Raw genomic sequence first — 18,749 nt, 5'->3', positions numbered from 1 at the left:
TGATGCCGTGTAGCTGATACATTGTAAAATACTTCCAGACACAAATTATTGTTATTTTTTATTAACTCTAATGCCGTCATTTTTCCTCAAATGAGCTAATACAAAACCCGTTTATGAACCTTACCGACTTAAAACAGAAATCAGTACACGAACTTTTAGACATCGCAGCAGAAATGGGCCTAGACAACATGGCTCGCTCCCGTAAGCAAGATGTTATTTTCTCAATCCTTAAGCGCCATGCGAAAGGTGGGGAAGATATTTACGGCGACGGTATCTTAGAGATTCTTCAAGATGGCTTTGGCTTCCTACGTTCACCTGACAGCTCATACCTAGCGGGTCCTGACGATATTTATGTGTCGCCAAGCCAAATTAGACGATTCAACCTTCGTACTGGCGACACCATCGCTGGTAAGATTCGTCCTCCGAAAGATGGCGAGCGTTATTTTGCTTTATTGAAAGTGAATGAAATCAACTTTGATAAGCCTGAAAGCGTACGTAACAAAATTCTTTTTGAAAACTTAACACCTCTTTTCCCTGACGAGCGTCTATTGATGGAAGCTGGCAACGGCTCTACCGAAGACGTTACCTCTCGTATCATTGACCTTGTTGCTCCAATGGGTAAAGGTCAGCGTGCTCTAGTAGTTTCTCCGCCAAAAGCGGGTAAGACGTTCATGCTACAAAACATCGCTAATGCGATCACACGTAACAACCCAGAATGTCATTTGATCGTGTTGCTTATCGACGAACGTCCTGAAGAAGTAACCGAAATGTCTCGTACTGTTCGTGGTGAAGTTGTTGCCTCTACCTTTGATGAGCCACCAGCGCGTCACGTACAAGTTGCTGAAATGGTAATCGAAAAAGCAAAACGCCTTGTAGAACATAAACGTGACGTGGTTATCCTATTGGATTCCATCACTCGTTTAGCACGTGCTTACAACACAGTAATCCCTTCCTCTGGTAAAGTACTAACTGGTGGTGTGGATGCCAACGCATTAGAACGTCCAAAACGTTTCTTTGGTGCGGCACGTAATATCGAAGAAGGCGGCAGCTTAACTATCATCGCAACAGCGCTTGTGGATACAGGCTCTAAAATGGATGAAGTTATCTTTGAAGAATTTAAAGGTACAGGTAACTCCGAATTGCACCTTGACCGTAAGATTGCAGAAAAACGTACTTTCCCTGCGATCAACATTCGTCGTTCAGGTACTCGTCGCGAAGACCTACTTACTTCAGAAGACGAACTGCAGCGCATGTGGATTCTACGTAAATTATTGAATCCTATGGAAGATGTGGCAGCGACAGAATTCCTTATCGATCGACTAAAAGTAACTCAGACAAATGACGAGTTCTTTGAGTCAATGAAAGGCAAAAACAAATAAGCAGACTTTCTGATAGCAGAAAAGTCTGCCATAAAAAACCACTTCCTGAAGTGGTTTTTTTTTACTTACACAATAAACATGATGCATTATCAATGTTTGCTTGCTTTCCGCATCTAAGGGAAGTGCAACCTATTGGAGTAGTTTAAATGAAAGAGATTACCGCGACGGTTAACGCTGTCGAATTAATCAACCAGAATGTTTACCAGATCACTTTAAAAGTAGACGATTTTACTTTTGAAGCAGGTCAATACTTGATGGTCGTGCTACCAACAGGGGAACAAGTACCTTACTCTATCGGCAGCGCTCCTCATGAACTCCCTTACTTGACCCTATACATCTTGGTTTCTGATGCTGGTTCACTTGCTCAGAAAGTGGTTGAGTATTTTCAGTCAAACAGCAGTGCAACCATCAAAGCACCCGGCGGAGACTGTCACCTTGCCAATGGCATTTTGGATTCGAACCCAGAACACATTCTGTTGATTGCTGGCGGCACAGGCTTCGCACAAATTAAAAGCCTGTACACGGATTTAGTCGAAAAGAACTTCACTGGTAACGTTTCTTTCTACTGGGGCTTACGCACCCAGCAAGATGTATTCGCAAAAGAATGGCTAGAAGAAGCACATAAATACTCGCCGTTTTCATTAGATGTCATCGTCAATGAAGCTGATGAGCAGTGGCATGGCCGCACAGGTTGGTTATACGAAGCTATTTTGGAAGATCATCCAGACTTAAGCAAAAGTGCCGCCTTCATCAGTGGTTCCGTTGGAATGGTATATGGAACCCTTGATCAGCTAGAGCTAAAAGGCATCAACAAAGACGCCTGCTTTTCTGACGTTTTTGCTTATGCACCACATCCTGATAAGCCAAAACTTTAAAAGATTAAGCGAATTAATCACACAAAAAAGAGAGGCAATGTTTCATCATTGCCTCTCTTTTTTATGCTCTAAACGTCTTAAATAAATGAACGTCTAATTAAGCAACCGTGGAATGAACCTGTCCCCACAATGCTTTAATATTGTCTTGGTCAGTGTCAGAAACCCCTTCTGCTTCTAGCGTTTCTTGCAATATTTCCGTGAAAGCACTATCAAACTCTTCCTGTCCTTCGCCTTCAACACTGCTGTGCAGCCCCAAAAGCCCTAGAAGATACGCGCAGTAAAACAGCTGATCGCCCTCTTCTGCATGGTGCTCCATATCTCGTAATCTATCGCACAATTGGTCTGCACGTTCAGCAAAGGTCATTGTCATATTCGGTCTCACATTCATTTTTAATATCTGTTTTTAAAACCTCTGCACAGCAAGCATGCAATGATCTCAATTATAAAATACAAAAAAGCTGGGTAAGTCCCAGCTTTTTGAAGATGCATTATACCTAGTTCTATTAAGGCTTTAAGTTCAGCGTCTCTAGTGTATTCGCACGTATAGAAAGAAGCAGATCCGTGTTTTCTACCAATGATTGCCCATAAGAAGGCACCATTTCTTTCATTTTTGCTTGCCAATCATCGGACTTAACGCGATCAACAAAACAACGCTCTAGAATACCGATCATAGTATTGACCGTTGTTGAAGCACCAGGAGAAGCGCCCAGCAATGCTGCAAGAGAGCCGTCTTCTGTGGTAATGGCTTCCGTACCAAACTCAAGCTTACCGCCACCAGAAGCATCTTTCTTAATGATTTGAACACGTTGCCCTGCGTAAGCAAGTTCCCAATCTTCATCTTTCGCATCAGGAAAAAACTGACGCAATGAACGACAGCGATCTTTATGAGATTGCATTACTTCGCTAATCAAGTAACGAGTAAGGTCCATATTGTTCTTACCAACACTTAGCATCGGCTTAATGTTGTCAAAGCGAACACTTTTCGGCAGATCAAAGAAAGAACCTGTTTTCAAAAATTTTGTCGTAAAACCAGCAAATGGTCCGAACAAGATCGCTTTTTTGCCATCAATAATTCGCGTATCCAAATGAGGAACAGACATTGGCGGCGCACCGATTGGCGCAGCGCCATAAACCTTAGCAAAATGCTGCTCGACTAATTCAGGCTTTTCACATACCAGCCACTGGCCACTTACAGGGAAGCCGCCATAGCCTTTGCTTTCTTTTACTTCTGCTTTTTGCAGCAAAGGTAAAGCTCCACCACCAGCACCTAAGAAAACGAATTTTGCGTCGATAACTTTACGGGAGCCATTTTGTTCTACCGTGACTTCCCATCGTCCATCGGCACGTTTTTTCAGAGTGCTTACTTCGCAATTCAACTCTAGATCAAAGCCATCTAGGGTTTCTAAATGCTTGCTCATATTACGAGCGATCGCACCGAAGTTAACGTCAGAACCATGCTCAATTCGTGTTGCAGCAAGGGGTTCACTGTCATCACGATTGTTCATGATAAGAGGCATCCACTCTTTCATTTTTTCGCGATCTTCCGTGTATTGCATTTCTTTGAAAGCAGGATGTGCGCTCATAGCCGCATGACGCGCTTTTAGCATTTTGACGTTACGCTCGCCCCATACAAAACTTTGGTGCGGCACACGATGGATAAATTCTTGTGGTGCTGGCATCAGCCCTTGCTTAACAAGATAAGACCAAAATTGAAGGCTGACTTCAAAAGCAGCATTAATGTTAACCGCTTTATCGATATTGACTGAACCGTCCGCATTTTCAGACGTATAATTTAGCTCACAATACGCAGCATGGCCCGTTCCAGCATTGTTCCAGCCATCTGTACTTTCTTGTGCAACGCTGCCTAAACGCTCAACCATTAACATGGTCATGCTAGGGTCTAGTTGCTTTAGTAACACTCCTAAGGTGGTGCTCATCGCACCGGCCCCGACTAGTAAAACGTCTACAGAATTTGAGGTCATATGATTTCGCCGTGTCATAGCCAATAATGAATTTGAGAGTGATGCAGAAGGAGGCTTTTGGCCAGCAGCAAGTATGTAAAATAATCTACGTTTGCTTTCTCCACACTCTCTTCAGAACGCCTTTGCTCGTTCGCTGAACATTAAAAATAAACAACGTATAAGGGATTCTGAGCAGGTGTAAGTCAATTATACGGATTTTAAAAACAATGTCTTGAGACCTTAGTATAAGAATGTATTTATATTCACATTTCAAATAACAAGATTGGCGACATTTTGTTGACTTTAGCTGCAAGAAGGTCGATGTTAACGACATTAAGAAAAAACATGCTTTGATTATGCTGCTATATTGAATTATCAATATTCAACATAAGTATACTAAATCCTCTTATTTTCTAACTTGAGGAGTATGAAGATGAAAGCAAAAGATATTATGGTGCAGAAGGTTATCTGTGTCGATATGGACGAACGCTTGCCTCAAGTAAGACACATAATGGAAACAAATGGCTTCCACCACCTTCCTGTAACAGAGAATGGCAAACTGGTTGGCATTATCTCAGACCGAGATTTGTTACGTCTTATCAGCCCTTTTATAGATAGCGTTTCAGAGCAACCAAGAGACCTAGACACCCTAAACAGGGCCGCTCACCAAGTCATGACTCGTCAACCTATTACTGTAAAAGCAGAAACACCAGTGGAAGAAATTGTTGCTTGGCTAAAGCGAGTCGACATTTCTTGTCTCCCCGTTACCGACGATGAAGGCTACGTGATAGGCATTATTTCGTGGCGCGACCTTGTCAGTCACGCCACGTATAAAGATTAATGCGTTTGCCCTTGATCGCCTAAGGAGTCGATTAAATCGTCTTCTGTGAACTCATATTTTTCCGCACAGAACTGGCAATCGACTTTCACGCTACCTTGCTCGATGAGAAGCTCACGAATCTCTTCTGCACCCAATGACATAACCGCATCCAAAGTACGCTGACGAGAACACGAACAACCAAACTGCATTACCTTAGTGTCATATAGGCGAACTTCTTCTTCGTGGTATAGACGATGCAATAGCTCACTGGTTTCAAGACCAAGCAATTCGTCTTCTTTTACAGTAGAGGCTAAGTGTGTCAAACGATCCCAGGCATCTTCATCGCCTTCTTTCGCTTGTTCTGCTGGCAAACGTTGCAAAAATAAACCACCACATTGTGCGCCGTTCGCAGCAAGCCAAACTCGGCTTGGCAACTGCTCAGATTGAGAAAAGTACTGTTCAAGACACTCAGACAAACTATCGCCAATAATTTCAACAATACCTTGATAGCGCTGCCCATTACGTGGCTGGATAGTAATGGCCAAATAACCGCCCTTTAATACCTCTTGCAAAGAGATCACTTCTGGTACTTCTTGGCTGTCATCCCACTGCGCGATGCCACGCAGGTTTTGATGCTCATCACACTCAGTCATCAAGGTCGACAAAAAGCCATGGCCCTTTGCTTGAATAGATAACACGCCGTCTATTTTGACAATGTCTCTTAATAAAGCGATTGCCGCGACAAACTCGCCAAGGAGTTTTTCCAGCGACAGTGGATACGCTTTACGTTTAATAATTTCTTGGTACGCGTCATTCAGCAACACTCGCTCACCACGGACGTTACTATTATCAAAGGAAAAACGCTGTATTTCGTTTATGGTTACATTATTCACAAGTTACACCTTGATCAGACTAAATAAGCCCAACCTAAAAAGTTCAAATTAATATTGTCGCTATTTTACCCTTGAGACGATCAATCATCCACTTTAAACAGTGTATAAACTGGGAATATGCACGCTTGCTATTTCGTTTAGTCTGGCAGCACTCTAAAATGTTAGGCATTGTACTTTATTATTGAAAAACCGATTAAAACGGCCAACGTCACTTCTCATTAATCGAGATAAGAGATTTCTAGTTTTTATGATCCAATTTACTGAAGTTAGTTTACAGCGCGGTACTCAGTTCCTCCTTGAAGAAGCCGACCTCACCATTTTTGAAGGTCAAAAAGTTGGCCTAATTGGGGCCAATGGCGCTGGTAAATCCTCTTTATTTGCCATGATTAAAGGCGAGTTACACGCAGACACTGGCGAAGTAGTGTTACCCGGCCAACGCCGTATCGCCTTTATGGCGCAAGAAGTAGAAGAAACACAGCGCAGTGCGTTGGATTATTGCCTAGATGGCGACGACAAACTCAGAGAAATTGAAAACAATATTGCGAACGCACAGGCGAGCGGAGACGATCACGCCCACGCAAGTTGGCTAGGCGAATACGAAAATGCTCACGGTTACACAGCACAATCGCGTGGTGAAACACTGTTGCAAGGTCTAGGCTTCAAGATGTCGGACATGCAAAGACCAGTATCAGACTTCTCCGGTGGTTGGCGCATTCGTCTTAACCTTGCCAAAGCCTTGATGTGTCCATCTGACGTCCTCTTACTCGACGAACCAACCAACCACTTGGATTTGGATGCGGTCATGTGGCTGGAAAACTGGCTGCGCCAATACCCAGGCACTTTACTATTGATCTCCCATGATAGAGATTTTTTAGATGGCATTTGTAGCCACATTGTTCACCTTTATCAAAAACAACTGGTGCTCTATAAAGGAAACTATTCCGACTACGAACGTCAACGTGCAGAGCATCTGGCGCAACAACAAGCCAACTATGAGAAACAACAAGAGAAGCGTGCGCATTTACAGCAATATGTTGACCGCTTCCGTTATAAAGCCGATAAAGCCAAACAAGCCCAAAGTCGCTTAAAAATGCTCGAGAAGATGGAGATTATCGGCCCTGCTCATATCGACTCACAATTTGAATTTTCGATTCCTGTCGCCGAGAAAACATCACAGCTATTAGTTAATTTGTCTCAAGCTGATTTAGGCTACACATCAGAGTCTGGTGAAAAAACGGTTCAGCTTGGAAATACCAACTTTGCTCTTCGAGATGGGCAGCGTATTGGTTTGCTCGGCCCAAATGGTGCGGGTAAATCAACGCTCATCAAATCCATTGTAGGCGAAATCGGCATTTTGGCCGGTGATCGTATTTTAGGAGAAAACCTGAAAATCGGTTATTTCTCACAGCATCAACTCAGCGCGCTGGACTTAGAAGCTTCGCCATTACTGCACATTCAAAGGCTCACTCCAAAAGTACTAGAAAGTGATATTCGTCGCTATCTTGGAGGTTTTGGCTTTATTGGCGACGATGCTCTGCGTGCGGTAAAAGGCTTCTCTGGTGGTGAAAAGGCACGTCTGGCCTTAGCGCTTATTTCTTGGACCAAACCCAACTTATTAGTACTCGATGAGCCAACTAACCATTTGGACATCGAAATGCGCCAAGCATTAACGGAAGCCTTGCAAGAATTCCCAGGCTCTATTTTGCTGGTTTCCCACGATCGTCACCTTCTTAATAGTACGGTTGATGAGTTTTACCTTGTGGCAGATCATCAAATCCAAGCATTCGATGGCGACTTACCCACTTACCATGCATGGTTACAAGCACGACAAGCCAATGCCGCACAACTTGAAAAAAACGAACAGACTGGCGACAAGATAGACAAAGTAGACCGTAAGGAAGAGCGCCGTAAAGCCGCTGAAATGCGTGAAAAACTACGTCCGCTTCGCAAACAAATCGAGAAGCATGAAAAAGCCGTTCAAACGGCACAAGAACACCTCGATCGCATAGCCGAAGCCATGACAGATTCTAGCCTTTACGAAGCCGATCAGAGAGACAAGCTACAAAGCTTATTAAGTGACGAAGCGAAATGGAAAAAAGCCCAAGCCGAAAGTGAAGAAGCATGGTTTGAAGCCCAAGAAGAACTAGAGGAAGCCGAAGCGTTACTCGCCTAGGCAAAGGCAAAAAAGAACGTAGAAACAAAGACTAAGTGCTAGAAATTCGTAAATAATTGTCTCAACACAAAGCTTTTACCCTAGCGCTGACATAATATTGTAACAATACTAAAGTACATTCTAACTCAGCGAAAAGGAGAGATATTGGATGACATTTCCATACACTCGTATGCGCCGCATGCGTAAACATGATTTTTCTCGCCGCCTGATGCGCGAGCATCACCTTACTGCAGACGATTTAATCTACCCGATGTTTGTTCTTGAAGGCAATAATGTGCGAGAAGCCATTCCCTCCATGCCAAATATTGATCGCGTTTCCATCGACTTATTATTAAAAGAAGCCGAAGAGTTAGTTGAACTGGGCATTCCTACGATTGCTTTGTTTCCCTACATAGAAGCCGATAAGAAATCACTAAATGCCGAAGAAGCCTACAATCCAAATGGTTTAATCCAACGCGCAGTGCGTGCCTTAAAAGACGCTTTCCCTGAGCTTGGTGTACTAACAGATGTTGCGCTAGATCCTTATACCACACACGGTCAAGACGGCATTATTGATGACTCAGGTTACGTTCTGAATGACATCACAGTAGACACTCTTGTCAAACAGGCTCTTTCCCATGCCAAAGCCGGTGCTGACATAGTCGCCCCCTCTGACATGATGGATGGACGAATTGGTGAAATCCGCGACGAACTTGAAGCCGAAGGTTTTATTAACACCTTGATCATGGCATACGCTGCAAAATACGCATCGGCTTACTATGGTCCGTTCCGTGACGCAATCGGCTCAAGCGGCAACCTTGGTAAAGGCAACAAATTCACCTACCAAATCGACCCAGCCAACTCTAACGAAGCAATCCGCGAAGTGATGTTAGATATAGAGGAAGGCGCGGATATGGTCATGGTGAAACCAGGTATGCCTTACTTAGACATTGTACGAAGAGTCAAAACAGAACTTGAAGTACCAACGTTTGCCTATCAAGTAAGCGGAGAGTACGCCATGCATATGGCCGCCTTTCAAAATGGCTGGCTAGATAAAGATACGGTAATAATGGAATCTCTCCTCGTATTCAAACGCGCTGGGGCAGATGGCATCCTGACTTACTTTGCAAAAGATGCAGCACGCCTGCTAAAACGCTAGAAATTCAAATAATTTAGTAAATAAGTACATTGAATCGGTGACCAGCAGGCTGCGTTGGTGTAATTTGTTAGGATCTGCCTACACTTGTAGGCAAGAGGAACAATAATGCCAACAACACAATAAAACGGTATTTAGAGAGAATTAAAGCGCATGTCTGAGCAGTCGGTGAACGAAATAGATAAAAAAGAAGCTATCCCCAGCCCTCCGCTGGAACTGGATTCAGAATTGGTATTGGAACCTATTCCAGAACAACCACTGGATCCGAATAAAGTAGCTATTGAAGAGCGTCTACCAGAGGAAATTGATCTGGCTGACCCAGAGCTCTATTTCAATCGTGAGCTGAGTCACCTTCAATTCAACGCGCGAGTACTTGAACAAGCCATGGATGAAAACCATCCTATCTTGAACCGGTTAATGTTTCTGTGCATCTTTAGTTCGAACATGGACGAATTTTTCGAGATCCGTGTTGCTGGTTTAAAAAGCCAATTAGAATACAGCCGTGAAAAGAATGGTCCAGACGGGATGCACCCGAAAAAAGTGCTTGCCCTGATCAGCGAACACGCTCACAAATTAGTGCGCCGTCAGTACCGCATTCTTAACGATATTATTCTACCTAAGCTGGCCACCGAAAACGTTAAGTTCATTCGTCGCTCCGTGTGGAATGAAAAACAAGCTGCTTGGGTAAAACGCTATTTCCGTGACAATGTGTTGCCTATCATTAGTCCTATTGGACTCGATCCAGCACACCCGTTCCCTCGACTTGCGAACAAGACCTTTAACTTCGTTGTTGAATTAGAAGGTCGAGATGCCTTTGGTCGAGAAAATGGTCTTGCGATTGTTCCTGCGCCAAGCTCATTACCTCGTTTGGTTAAATTACCTGACGAAGTGTGTGACGGTGGAGATAATTTGGTTTTCCTTTCGTCTATCATTCACGCTCACGCAGACCAATTATTCCCAGGCATGACAGTCAAAGGCTGTTTCCAATTCCGTCTTACTCGTAACGCGGATTTAGAAGTCGACTCCGATGATATTGGTGTGGACCTCGCAGGTGCATTGCGTACAGAATTACAAAGTCGTCATTATGGTAGCTCGGTTCGATTAGAAATCGCCGAAAACTGCCCTCTTCATATTGTCGACTCTTTGCTAAAACAATTTGATCTAGAGCAACAAGACCTCTATCGCATCGATGGCCCAGTGAACCTTAGCCGTCTTATGGCAGTACTTGAACTCGTTGATCGCCCAGACCTAATGTACCCTCCTTTTTCACCTGGCCTGCCTAGAAAACTCGCCAGCTCTGGTGGATTATTCGAGGCAATTCGACAACGCGATTACCTACTCATGCACCCATTTGAGAGCTTTTCGCCCGTTATCGACTTATTAAGCGAGGCAGCAAAAGACCCAAGTGTGGTCGCCATTCGCCAGACGCTATATCGAACAGGCTCTCGCTCACCGATTGCCAATGCTTTGGTTGAAGCCGCTCGTAACGGCAAAGAAGTGACTGTTGTCATCGAACTACGTGCACGCTTTGATGAAGCAGAAAACTTAGCCTTAGCAAGCCGCTTACAAGACGCAGGTGCCATTGTTGTCTACGGGGTGGTTCGTCATAAGACCCATGCAAAAATGATCCTAATCGTTCGCAGAGAAGGCGCAGACCTCACCCGTTACGTTCACCTAGGAACAGGTAACTACCACGCAGGTAATGCACGTCTCTACACCGACTACAGCTTTATGACCTGCGACAAAGAAATTGGTGATGATGTTCATCGCGTTTTCCAGCAGCTCACAGGAATGAGCAAAGAATTGAAAGTGAAGAAGCTATTACACGCTCCTTTCACTCTTCGCGACCGTTTATTAGAAATGATAAACAGAGAAGCAGAGAACGCACTTAATGGCGACCCTTCTCGTATTATTATTAAAGTGAACTCGTTAACGGAACAGAGACTGGTTCAATCACTATACAAAGCGTCACAAGCTGGCGTTAAAATCGACTTAATTGTTCGAGGCATTTGTACATTACGCCCTGGCATTAAAGGCATCTCCTCAAATATTCGTGTTCGCAGTGTCATTGGAAGATTCCTTGAACATACTCGCGTCTATTACTTCTACAACAACCGTAACCCTCAAGTTTATCTATCCAGCGCTGATGGCATGGATAGAAACTTAAACAACCGTATAGAAGTAGCGTTTCCTCTTCAGGATTACAAGCAAACTCGTCGAGTCAAAAAGGAATTGGAGTATTACCTAACAGACAATACTCAAAGCTGGATTCTTCAGAGCGATGGATCATATCAGCTATCCAAACCAAGAAAAGGCGAATACCGCAGCGCACAACGAGCATTGCTTAGTGAATTAGCCGATAACACTCGATAATCCACAAAGCACTCATATACATAAAGCCCAGCATCAGACTGGGCTTTTTTGTGCATAAGAATAGAGTTTATCCCCAAATATTACGAAACACCGACATTATCAAGCCTTCACATTCTGTCACTTTAATAGACTGATAATCATTTTTCTTGTCTGTCTGTGAATACGACCATCCTCTATCCATTCACGACAACTGTATATAGAATAATCAAAAATGTGCATAGAATGAGTAAAATCATACAAAAGAGGCACTCTTATGAAAAAGGTCCAAAAGTTCTTTTCAGCTTTAATTATTGCACTCCCTCTTACAGCACAAGCCCAAACCGTAGAACTAACGACAATGAACTGGCCACCATTCTATGCAGAAAGTTTAGAAAAAGGCGGATTCATTACAGCCATTGTTGATGAAGCACTTGCTGAGTCTGGCTATGACACTACAATCGAGTTTACCGGCTGGCAAAACGCATTGGACAGCGCCAAAAAAGGCGAGAAAGACGCAATCGTTGGCGGCTATTACTCTGAAGAGCGTGCACAGGAATACTACTTCTCAATTCCTATCTACACCGTACTAGCAGGCCTAATCAAAAAGCCAGACTTCCCAGTAGACAACTACTCCTCATTTGATGAGCTTGACCAATATACGATTGCCAGAATAAAAGGCACAGTAATCGGTGAATCCTTCGATAACTTCCCATTTTCCAAACTCAAAGAATACCCTGAAGTATCTGATGCAGTTAAGGCGTTAGACTCAGGAGAAGTCCAACTGTATGCAGACAGTCTAGCGGTTGCGAAAGAAGCCGCTAAAGCGGAAGGGATAGATGGCTCTCAACTGCAGATCCTTCTTCCGCCACTAGAAGAAAATGATCTATACCTACTAATTTCTAAATCAGCTCCAAACGCTGAAGAACTTCGTGATGCTTTTAATAAAGGCTTAATTTCACTTCAAGCTTCTGGACGTTACGACGAAATCTTAACGGAATTCAATCAGCAGTAAGACTGCTTACCTGATATCCACAAAGCCCTGAAAGTAAGCATTGCTTCCATAGAGCAAAGCCACTTCCAGGGCTTTTTCATTAGTTTCGATCTAAACCATCCCGCCCCGAATAGACAACCGCCTATTACCATGTCGTAGAGCGATGTGGCTCAACCCAACCGAATAAATAACTCTCACAGCCTCTTTGATATAAGCATGACACCTACGACCACGTCGTTTAAAGAATATGGGAAGAGCTATTCTGATAGATGACACAAGGCGCGCTCTTTTAATATCCCGCACTGACGCACCGAAGGATAAGACAAGCGCAAACTGGATACAGAGGGTAAGCCATTACTACGTGACATGACTTCTTTTGATGACGCGCTCAGATAGACAAAATAACGACATAAGGCGCGCTCTTTTAATATCCCGCACTGACGCACCGAAGGATAAGACAAGCGCAAACTGGATACAGAGGGTAAGCCATTACTACGTGGCATGAGTTCAGATAGACGATTTAAGGCGTTCTCTTTTGATGACCCGCGCAGACGCGTCGGAGTATGAAACAGGCACAAACTGAGTACGAGAGGGTAAGCCATTACTACGTATCATGAATTCAGATAGACGACATAAGGCGGGCTCTTTTGATGACTCGCGCAGACGCGTCGAAGAATGAGACAGGCGCAAGCGGGGCACAAAAGAGTAAGCCATTGCTGCAGGAGTAAGCCATTACTGCGTGCACGTGAAGACGGCTAACCGCAGACGAAAAAAAGCCCTGACAGCATGAGCTATCAGGGCCTTCTTAATATAAAGCTTGACGACGACCTACTCTCACATGGGATCTCCCACACTACCATCGGCGATGGCGCTTTTCACTTCTGAGTTCGGGATGGGATCAGGTGGTTCAACGCCTCTATGATCGTCAAGCAATTCGTTTTGCGTTTTGTTCTGGCTGGACTTTTTCGTCTCACCACAACACGCGAATACGTGCTTGGATCTTTAACAATTCATTTTGAAATAGGGATAACCAAGTATCAAACCGATGCTCATCATTGCTGATGCTTTATCGTAATCTGTGTCTTTTGTGTTTCTAAAACCACTTTGGTGTTATATGGTCAAGCCTCACGAGCAATTAGTATTGGTTAGCTCAATGCCTCACAGCACTTACACACCCAACCTATCAACGTCCTAGTCTCGAACGGCTCTTTAGGGGACTTATGTCCCAGTGAGATCTTATCTTAAGGGAGGCTTCCCGCTTAGATGCTTTCAGCGGTTATCCCGTCCGAACATAGCTACCCGGCAATGCCACTGGCGTGACAACCGGAACACCAGAGGTTCGTCCACTCCGGTCCTCTCGTACTAGGAGCAGCTCCTCTCAAATCTCAAACGTCCACGGCAGATAGGGACCGAACTGTCTCACGACGTTCTAAACCCAGCTCGCGTACCACTTTAAATGGCGAACAGCCATACCCTTGGGACCGGCTTCAGCCCCAGGATGTGATGAGCCGACATCGAGGTGCCAAACACCGCCGTCGATGTGAACTCTTGGGCGGTATCAGCCTGTTATCCCCGGAGTACCTTTTATCCGTTGAGCGATGGCCCTTCCATACAGAACCACCGGATCACTAAGACCTACTTTCGTACCTGCTCGACGTGTCTGTCTCGCAGTTAAGCGTGCTTTTGCCTTTACACTCTATGCATGATTTCCGACCATGCTGAGCACACCTTCGTGCTCCTCCGTTACTCTTTGGGAGGAGACCGCCCCAGTCAAACTACCCACCACACAGTGTCCTCGATCCGGATTACGGACCTGAGTTAGAACCTCAAACATACCAGGGTGGTATTTCAAGAGTGGCTCCACGGTAACTGGCGTCACCGCTTCAAAGCCTCCCACCTATCCTACACAAGTAGGTTCAAAGTTCACTGTGAAGCTATAGTAAAGGTTCACGGGGTCTTTCCGTCTAGCCGCGGATACACAGCATCTTCACTGCGATTTCAATTTCACTGAGTCTCGGGTGGAGACAGTGTGGCCATCGTTACGCCATTCGTGCAGGTCGGAACTTACCCGACAAGGAATTTCGCTACCTTAGGACCGTTATAGTTACGGCCGCCGTTTACTTGGGCTTCGATCAAGAGCTTCGCTTGCGCTAACCCCATCAATTAACCTTCAAGCACCGGGCAGGCGTCACACCCTATACGTCCACTTTCGTGTTTGCAGAGTGCTGTGTTTTTAATAAACAGTCGCAGCCACCTGGTATCTTCGACCGACTAGTGCTTACGGAGCAAGTCCTTCACACCGGCCGGCGTACCTTCTCCCGAAGTTACGGTACCATTTTGCCTAGTTCCTTCACCCGAGTTCTCTCAAGCGCCTTGGTATTCTCTACCTGACCACCTGTGTCGGTTTGGGGTACGGTTCCTGCATATCTGAAGCTTAGAAGTTTTTCCTGGAAGCATGGCATCAACCACTTCGCCCAAAAGAGGGCTCGTCATCAGTTCTCGGTCTTAAAAGGGCCCGGATTTGCCTAAGCCCTAAACCTACCGCCTTAAACACAGACAACCATCGCTGTGCTGGCCTAGCCTTCTCCGTCTCTCCATCGCAATATGCACGAGTACAGGAATATTAACCTGTTTCCCATCGACTACGCATTTCTGCCTCGCCTTAGGGGCCGACTCACCCTGCCCTGATTAACATGGGACAGGAAACCTTGGTCTTCCGGCGGGGGAGTTTTTCACTCCCCTTATCGTTACTCATGTCAACATTCGCACTTCTGATACCTCCAGCCTGCCTTACAGCTTGACCTTCAACGGCTTACAGAACGCTCCTCTACCATGCCTAGTAAACTAAGCATCCGTAGCTTCGGTGTACAGTTTGAGCCCCGTTATATCTTCCGCGCAGGCCGACTCGACTAGTGAGCTATTACGCTTTCTTTAAAGGATGGCTGCTTCTAAGCCAACCTCCTAGCTGTCTAAGCCTTCCCACATCGTTTCCCACTTAACTGTAACTTTGGGACCTTAGCTGACGGTCTGGGTTGTTTCCCTTTCCACGACGGACGTTAGCACCCGCCGTGTGTCTCCCGTAATTGCACTCATTGGTATTCGGAGTTTGCATGGGGTTGGTAAGTCGGGATGACCCCCTAGCCCAAACAGTGCTCTACCCCCAATGGTGAGATACGAGGCGCTACCTAAATAGCTTTCGAGGAGAACCAGCTATCTCCGAGCTTGATTAGCCTTTCACTCCTATCCACAAGTCATCCCCAGCCTTTTCAACGGATGTGGGTTCGGTCCTCCAGTTGATGTTACTCAACCTTCAACCTGCTCATGGATAGATCGCCCGGTTTCGGGTCTATTCCCAGCAACTAAACGCCCTATTAAGACTCGGTTTCCCTACGGCTCCACTATGTGCTTAACCTTGCTACTGAAAATAAGTCGTTGACCCATTATACAAAAGGTACGCAGTCACGGAACAAGTCCGCTCCCACTGCTTGTACGTACACGGTTTCAGGATCTATTTCACTCCCCTCACAGGGGTTCTTTTCGCCTTTCCCTCACGGTACTGGTTCACTATCGGTCAGTCAGGAGTATTTAGCCTTGGAGGATGGTCCCCCATATTCAGACAGGATAACACGTGTCCCGTCCTACTCGTTTTCATGATTAAGGTGTTTTCGTATACGGGGCTATCACCCTCTACGGCGGCCCTTTCCAGAGCCTTCTACTAACACCAAAACCACTTAAGGGCTAATCCCCTTTCGCTCGCCGCTACTTAGGGAATCTCGGTTGATTTCTTTTCCTCCGGGTACTTAGATGTTTCAGTTCCCCGGGTTCGCCTCGTATGGCTATGTATTCACCATACGATACCCGCAAGCGGGTGGGTTTCCCCATTCGGACATGTTCGGATCAAAGTTTGTTTATCAACTCCCCGAACCTTTTCGCAGATTACCACGTCCTTCATCGCCTCTGACTGCCAAGGCATCCACCGTGCACGCTTGGTCACTTGACCATATAACCCAAAACAGTTTCGGATCACATACCAAAGGGCTTTTGTACCCCTTTGGATTTACGATTTAGAAATTCACCTAGGTTAAAGGTGCTTTCCACCGGTTTGACGCTTGATTATCGTCTATTTCAAAATTTGAATTGTTAAAGAGCAAGTTTAGTGCAAAGCACTAAGTCAGAGACTAAAAATCACCCAACACACGAATGCGTAAGATGCTTAGCGTCTTGCTTAGAACTCTCTTCTAATCTTTCACACAGTATCTTAAGTAAATGGTGGAGCTATGCGGGATCGAACCGCAGACCTCCTGCGTGCAAAGCAGGCGCTCTCCCAGCTGAGCTATAGCCCCATTACTTACTAGATTGTATTTGGTGGGTCTGGGCCGATTTGAACGGCCGACCTCACCCTTATCAGGGGTGCGCTCTAACCAACTGAGCTACAGACCCAAATACAATATAACTTGCTGTTTGTTTTAGTTCGGTCGACCTCACCCTACTCTTTACCAAAATAAGGGGGTACGCTCTAACCAACAGAACAACAGATTAAAACACTTCTGTGCTTCTCATAAATTAGACATCAGATAATTTGTGTGAACGCTCACCAGAGGTTTCTATCGTTTAAGGAGGTGATCCAGCCCCAGGTTCCCCTAGGGCTACCTTGTTACGACTTCACCCCAGTCATTGACCACTCCGTGGTAACCGCCATCCCGAAGGTTAAGCTAGCTACTTCTGGAGCAATCAACTCCCATGGTGTGACGGGCGGTGTGTACAAGGCCCGGGAACGTATTCACCGTGACATTCTGATTCACGATTACTAGCGATTCCGACTTCATGGAGTCGAGTTGCAGACTCCAATCCGGACTACGACGTACTTTCTGGGATTCGCTTACTCTCGCAAGTTCGCAGCCCTCTGTATACGCCATTGTAGCACGTGTGTAGCCCTACTCGTAAGGGCCATGATGACTTGACGTCGTCCCCACCTTCCTCCGGTTTGTCACCGGCAGTCTCCTTAAAGTTCCCACCCGAAGTGCTGGCAAATAAGGATAAGGGTTGCGCTCGTTACGGGACTTAACCCAACATTTCACAACACGAGCTGACGACAGCCATGCAGCACCTGTCTCAGTGTTCCCGAAGGCACCAAAGCATCTCTGCTAAGTTCACTGGATGTCAAGAGTAGGTAAGGTTCTTCGCGTTGCTTCGAATTAAACCACATGCTCCACCGCTTGTGCGGGCCCCCGTCAATTCATTTGAGTTTTAACCTTGCGGCCGTACTCCCCAGGCGGTCTACTTATTGCGTTAGCTGCGCCACTAAGTCATTACAACCCAACGGCTAGTAGACATCGTTTACGGCGTGGACTACCAGGGTATCTAATCCTGTTTGCTCCCCACGCTTTCGCACCTCAGTGTCAGTATCAGTCCAGGGTGTCGCCTTCGCCACTGATGTTCCTTCCTATATCTACGCATTTCACCGCTACACAGGAAATTCCACACCCCTCTACCGTACTCTAGCCTGCCAGTATCGGGTGCCATTCCAAGGTTGAGCCCTGGGATTTCACATCCGACTTAACAAACCACCTACGCGCGCTTTACGCCCAGTAATTCCGATTAACGCTTGCACCCTCTGTATTACCGCGGCTGCTGGCACAGAGTTAGCCGGTGCTTCTTCTGGAGCTAACGTCAAAACGCTTGGGTATTAACCAAACGCCCTTCCTCACTCCTGAAAGTGCTTTACAACCCTAAGGCCTTCTTCACACACGCGGCATGGCTGGATCAGGCTTCCGCCCATTGTCCAATATTCCCCACTGCTGCCTCCCGTAGGAGTCTGGGCCGTGTCTCAGTCCCAGTGTGACTGGTCATCCTCTCAGACCAGTTAGAGATCGTCGCCTTGGTAGGCCTTTACCCTACCAACTAGCTAATCTCACGCAGGCTCATCTAATAGCGGAAGGCTCCGAAAAGTCCCCTCCTTTCCCCCTCAGGGCGTATGCGGTATTAGCATGCGTTTCCACATGTTGTCCCCCTCTACTAGGCAGATTCCTACGCGTTACTCACCCGTCCGCCGCTCGTCAGCAGGAGCAAGCTCCCCTGTTACCGCTCGACTTGCATGTGTTAAGCCTGCCGCCAGCGTTCAATCTGAGCCATGATCAAACTCTTCAGTTAAAAAGTTTGCTTACTCAAAA

Annotated in this window: 11 protein-coding genes, 2 tRNA genes and 3 rRNA genes; 7 read left to right on the top strand and 9 right to left on the bottom strand. The window is 45.8% G+C overall.

The features are described from left to right. The first annotated feature begins 113 nt into the window (after positions 1-113). On the top strand, positions 114-1,379 hold the full coding sequence (gene rho, locus C1X04_RS02505; RefSeq protein ID WP_110576109.1) for a transcription termination factor Rho: 1,266 nt from the start codon (positions 114-116) through the stop codon (positions 1,377-1,379). Positions 1,380-1,525: 146 nt separating this feature from the next. Then, positions 1,526-2,254, top strand: a complete 729-nt coding sequence (locus C1X04_RS02500; protein WP_110576112.1) for an NAD(P)H-flavin reductase — start codon at positions 1,526-1,528, stop codon at positions 2,252-2,254. A 97-nt stretch (positions 2,255-2,351) separates the two neighbouring features. Here C1X04_RS02500 and C1X04_RS02495 read toward each other — a convergent pair whose 3' ends face one another. Next, on the bottom strand, positions 2,352-2,624 hold the full coding sequence (locus C1X04_RS02495; protein WP_137169099.1) for a YfcL family protein: 273 nt from the start codon (positions 2,622-2,624) through the stop codon (positions 2,352-2,354). Between the two features lie 133 nt (positions 2,625-2,757). Then, on the bottom strand, positions 2,758-4,254 hold the full coding sequence (gene mqo / locus C1X04_RS02490) for a malate dehydrogenase (quinone) (RefSeq protein ID WP_110576116.1): 1,497 nt from the start codon (positions 4,252-4,254) through the stop codon (positions 2,758-2,760). Between the two features lie 394 nt (positions 4,255-4,648). Between mqo and C1X04_RS02485 the strand changes: the two genes are divergently transcribed. Continuing rightward, positions 4,649-5,056 (top strand): CBS domain-containing protein, encoded by a 408-nt coding sequence (locus tag C1X04_RS02485; RefSeq protein ID WP_137169098.1) that lies wholly within the window; start codon positions 4,649-4,651, stop codon positions 5,054-5,056. Here C1X04_RS02485 and hslO read toward each other — a convergent pair. Further along, complete coding sequence (gene hslO, locus C1X04_RS02480; RefSeq protein ID WP_110576121.1) at positions 5,053-5,928, bottom strand: Hsp33 family molecular chaperone HslO; 876 nt, start codon at positions 5,926-5,928, stop codon at positions 5,053-5,055. The two genes, C1X04_RS02485 and hslO, sit on opposite strands and share 4 nt — an antisense overlap. A gap of 247 nt (positions 5,929-6,175) precedes the next feature. On the opposite strand from hslO, the gene C1X04_RS02475 reads away from it, so the two are divergent. The 4 genes from C1X04_RS02475 (at position 6,176) to C1X04_RS02460 (ending at position 12,600) form a co-directional block, all read left to right on the top strand. Beyond that, entirely contained in the window at positions 6,176-8,101 is a 1,926-nt protein-coding gene (locus C1X04_RS02475; RefSeq protein WP_137169097.1) for an ABC-F family ATP-binding cassette domain-containing protein, read from the top strand. 148 nt (positions 8,102-8,249) lie between these two features. After that, positions 8,250-9,239 (top strand): porphobilinogen synthase, encoded by a 990-nt coding sequence (hemB, locus tag C1X04_RS02470; protein WP_110576125.1) that lies wholly within the window; start codon positions 8,250-8,252, stop codon positions 9,237-9,239. A gap of 150 nt (positions 9,240-9,389) precedes the next feature. After that, the gene (gene ppk1 / locus C1X04_RS02465; RefSeq protein WP_175404882.1) at positions 9,390-11,609 is read left to right on the top strand and encodes a polyphosphate kinase 1; all 2,220 of its coding nucleotides are present in this window, start codon (positions 9,390-9,392) and stop codon (positions 11,607-11,609) included. Positions 11,610-11,862: 253 nt separating this feature from the next. Beyond that, positions 11,863-12,600, top strand: coding sequence for an ABC transporter substrate-binding protein (locus tag C1X04_RS02460; protein ID WP_137169096.1), 738 nt, complete (start codon positions 11,863-11,865; stop codon positions 12,598-12,600). 236 nt (positions 12,601-12,836) lie between these two features. Here C1X04_RS02460 and C1X04_RS02455 read toward each other — a convergent pair whose 3' ends face one another. The 6 genes from C1X04_RS02455 to C1X04_RS02430 all read right to left on the bottom strand — a co-directional run bounded on the left by C1X04_RS02455 (position 12,837) and on the right by C1X04_RS02430 (position 18,729). After that, positions 12,837-13,181, bottom strand: a complete 345-nt coding sequence (locus C1X04_RS02455; RefSeq protein WP_137169095.1) for a hypothetical protein — start codon at positions 13,179-13,181, stop codon at positions 12,837-12,839. Between the two features lie 213 nt (positions 13,182-13,394). Continuing rightward, positions 13,395-13,509: ribosomal RNA gene (gene rrf, locus C1X04_RS02450) — 5S ribosomal RNA — on the bottom strand. Positions 13,510-13,693: 184 nt separating this feature from the next. Further along, positions 13,694-16,579, bottom strand: a 23S ribosomal RNA gene (locus tag C1X04_RS02445). Positions 16,580-16,846: 267 nt separating this feature from the next. After that, positions 16,847-16,922: transfer RNA gene (locus tag C1X04_RS02440), tRNA-Ala, on the bottom strand. Between the two features lie 20 nt (positions 16,923-16,942). After that, positions 16,943-17,019, bottom strand: a tRNA-Ile gene (locus tag C1X04_RS02435). 172 nt (positions 17,020-17,191) lie between these two features. Beyond that, positions 17,192-18,729 (bottom strand): 16S ribosomal RNA (locus tag C1X04_RS02430). Together the 16S, 23S and 5S rRNA genes with 2 tRNA genes alongside form the textbook arrangement of a ribosomal RNA operon. Between the last annotated feature and the right edge of the window lie 20 nt (positions 18,730-18,749).

Origin of the sequence: Marinomonas sp. FW-1 (assembly GCF_005222245.1) — a bacterium.
GTDB lineage: Bacteria > Pseudomonadota > Gammaproteobacteria > Pseudomonadales > Marinomonadaceae > Marinomonas > Marinomonas alcarazii.
The sequence above is the reverse complement of the archived record's forward strand: the minus strand, read 5'-3'. Positions and strand labels throughout refer to the sequence as shown.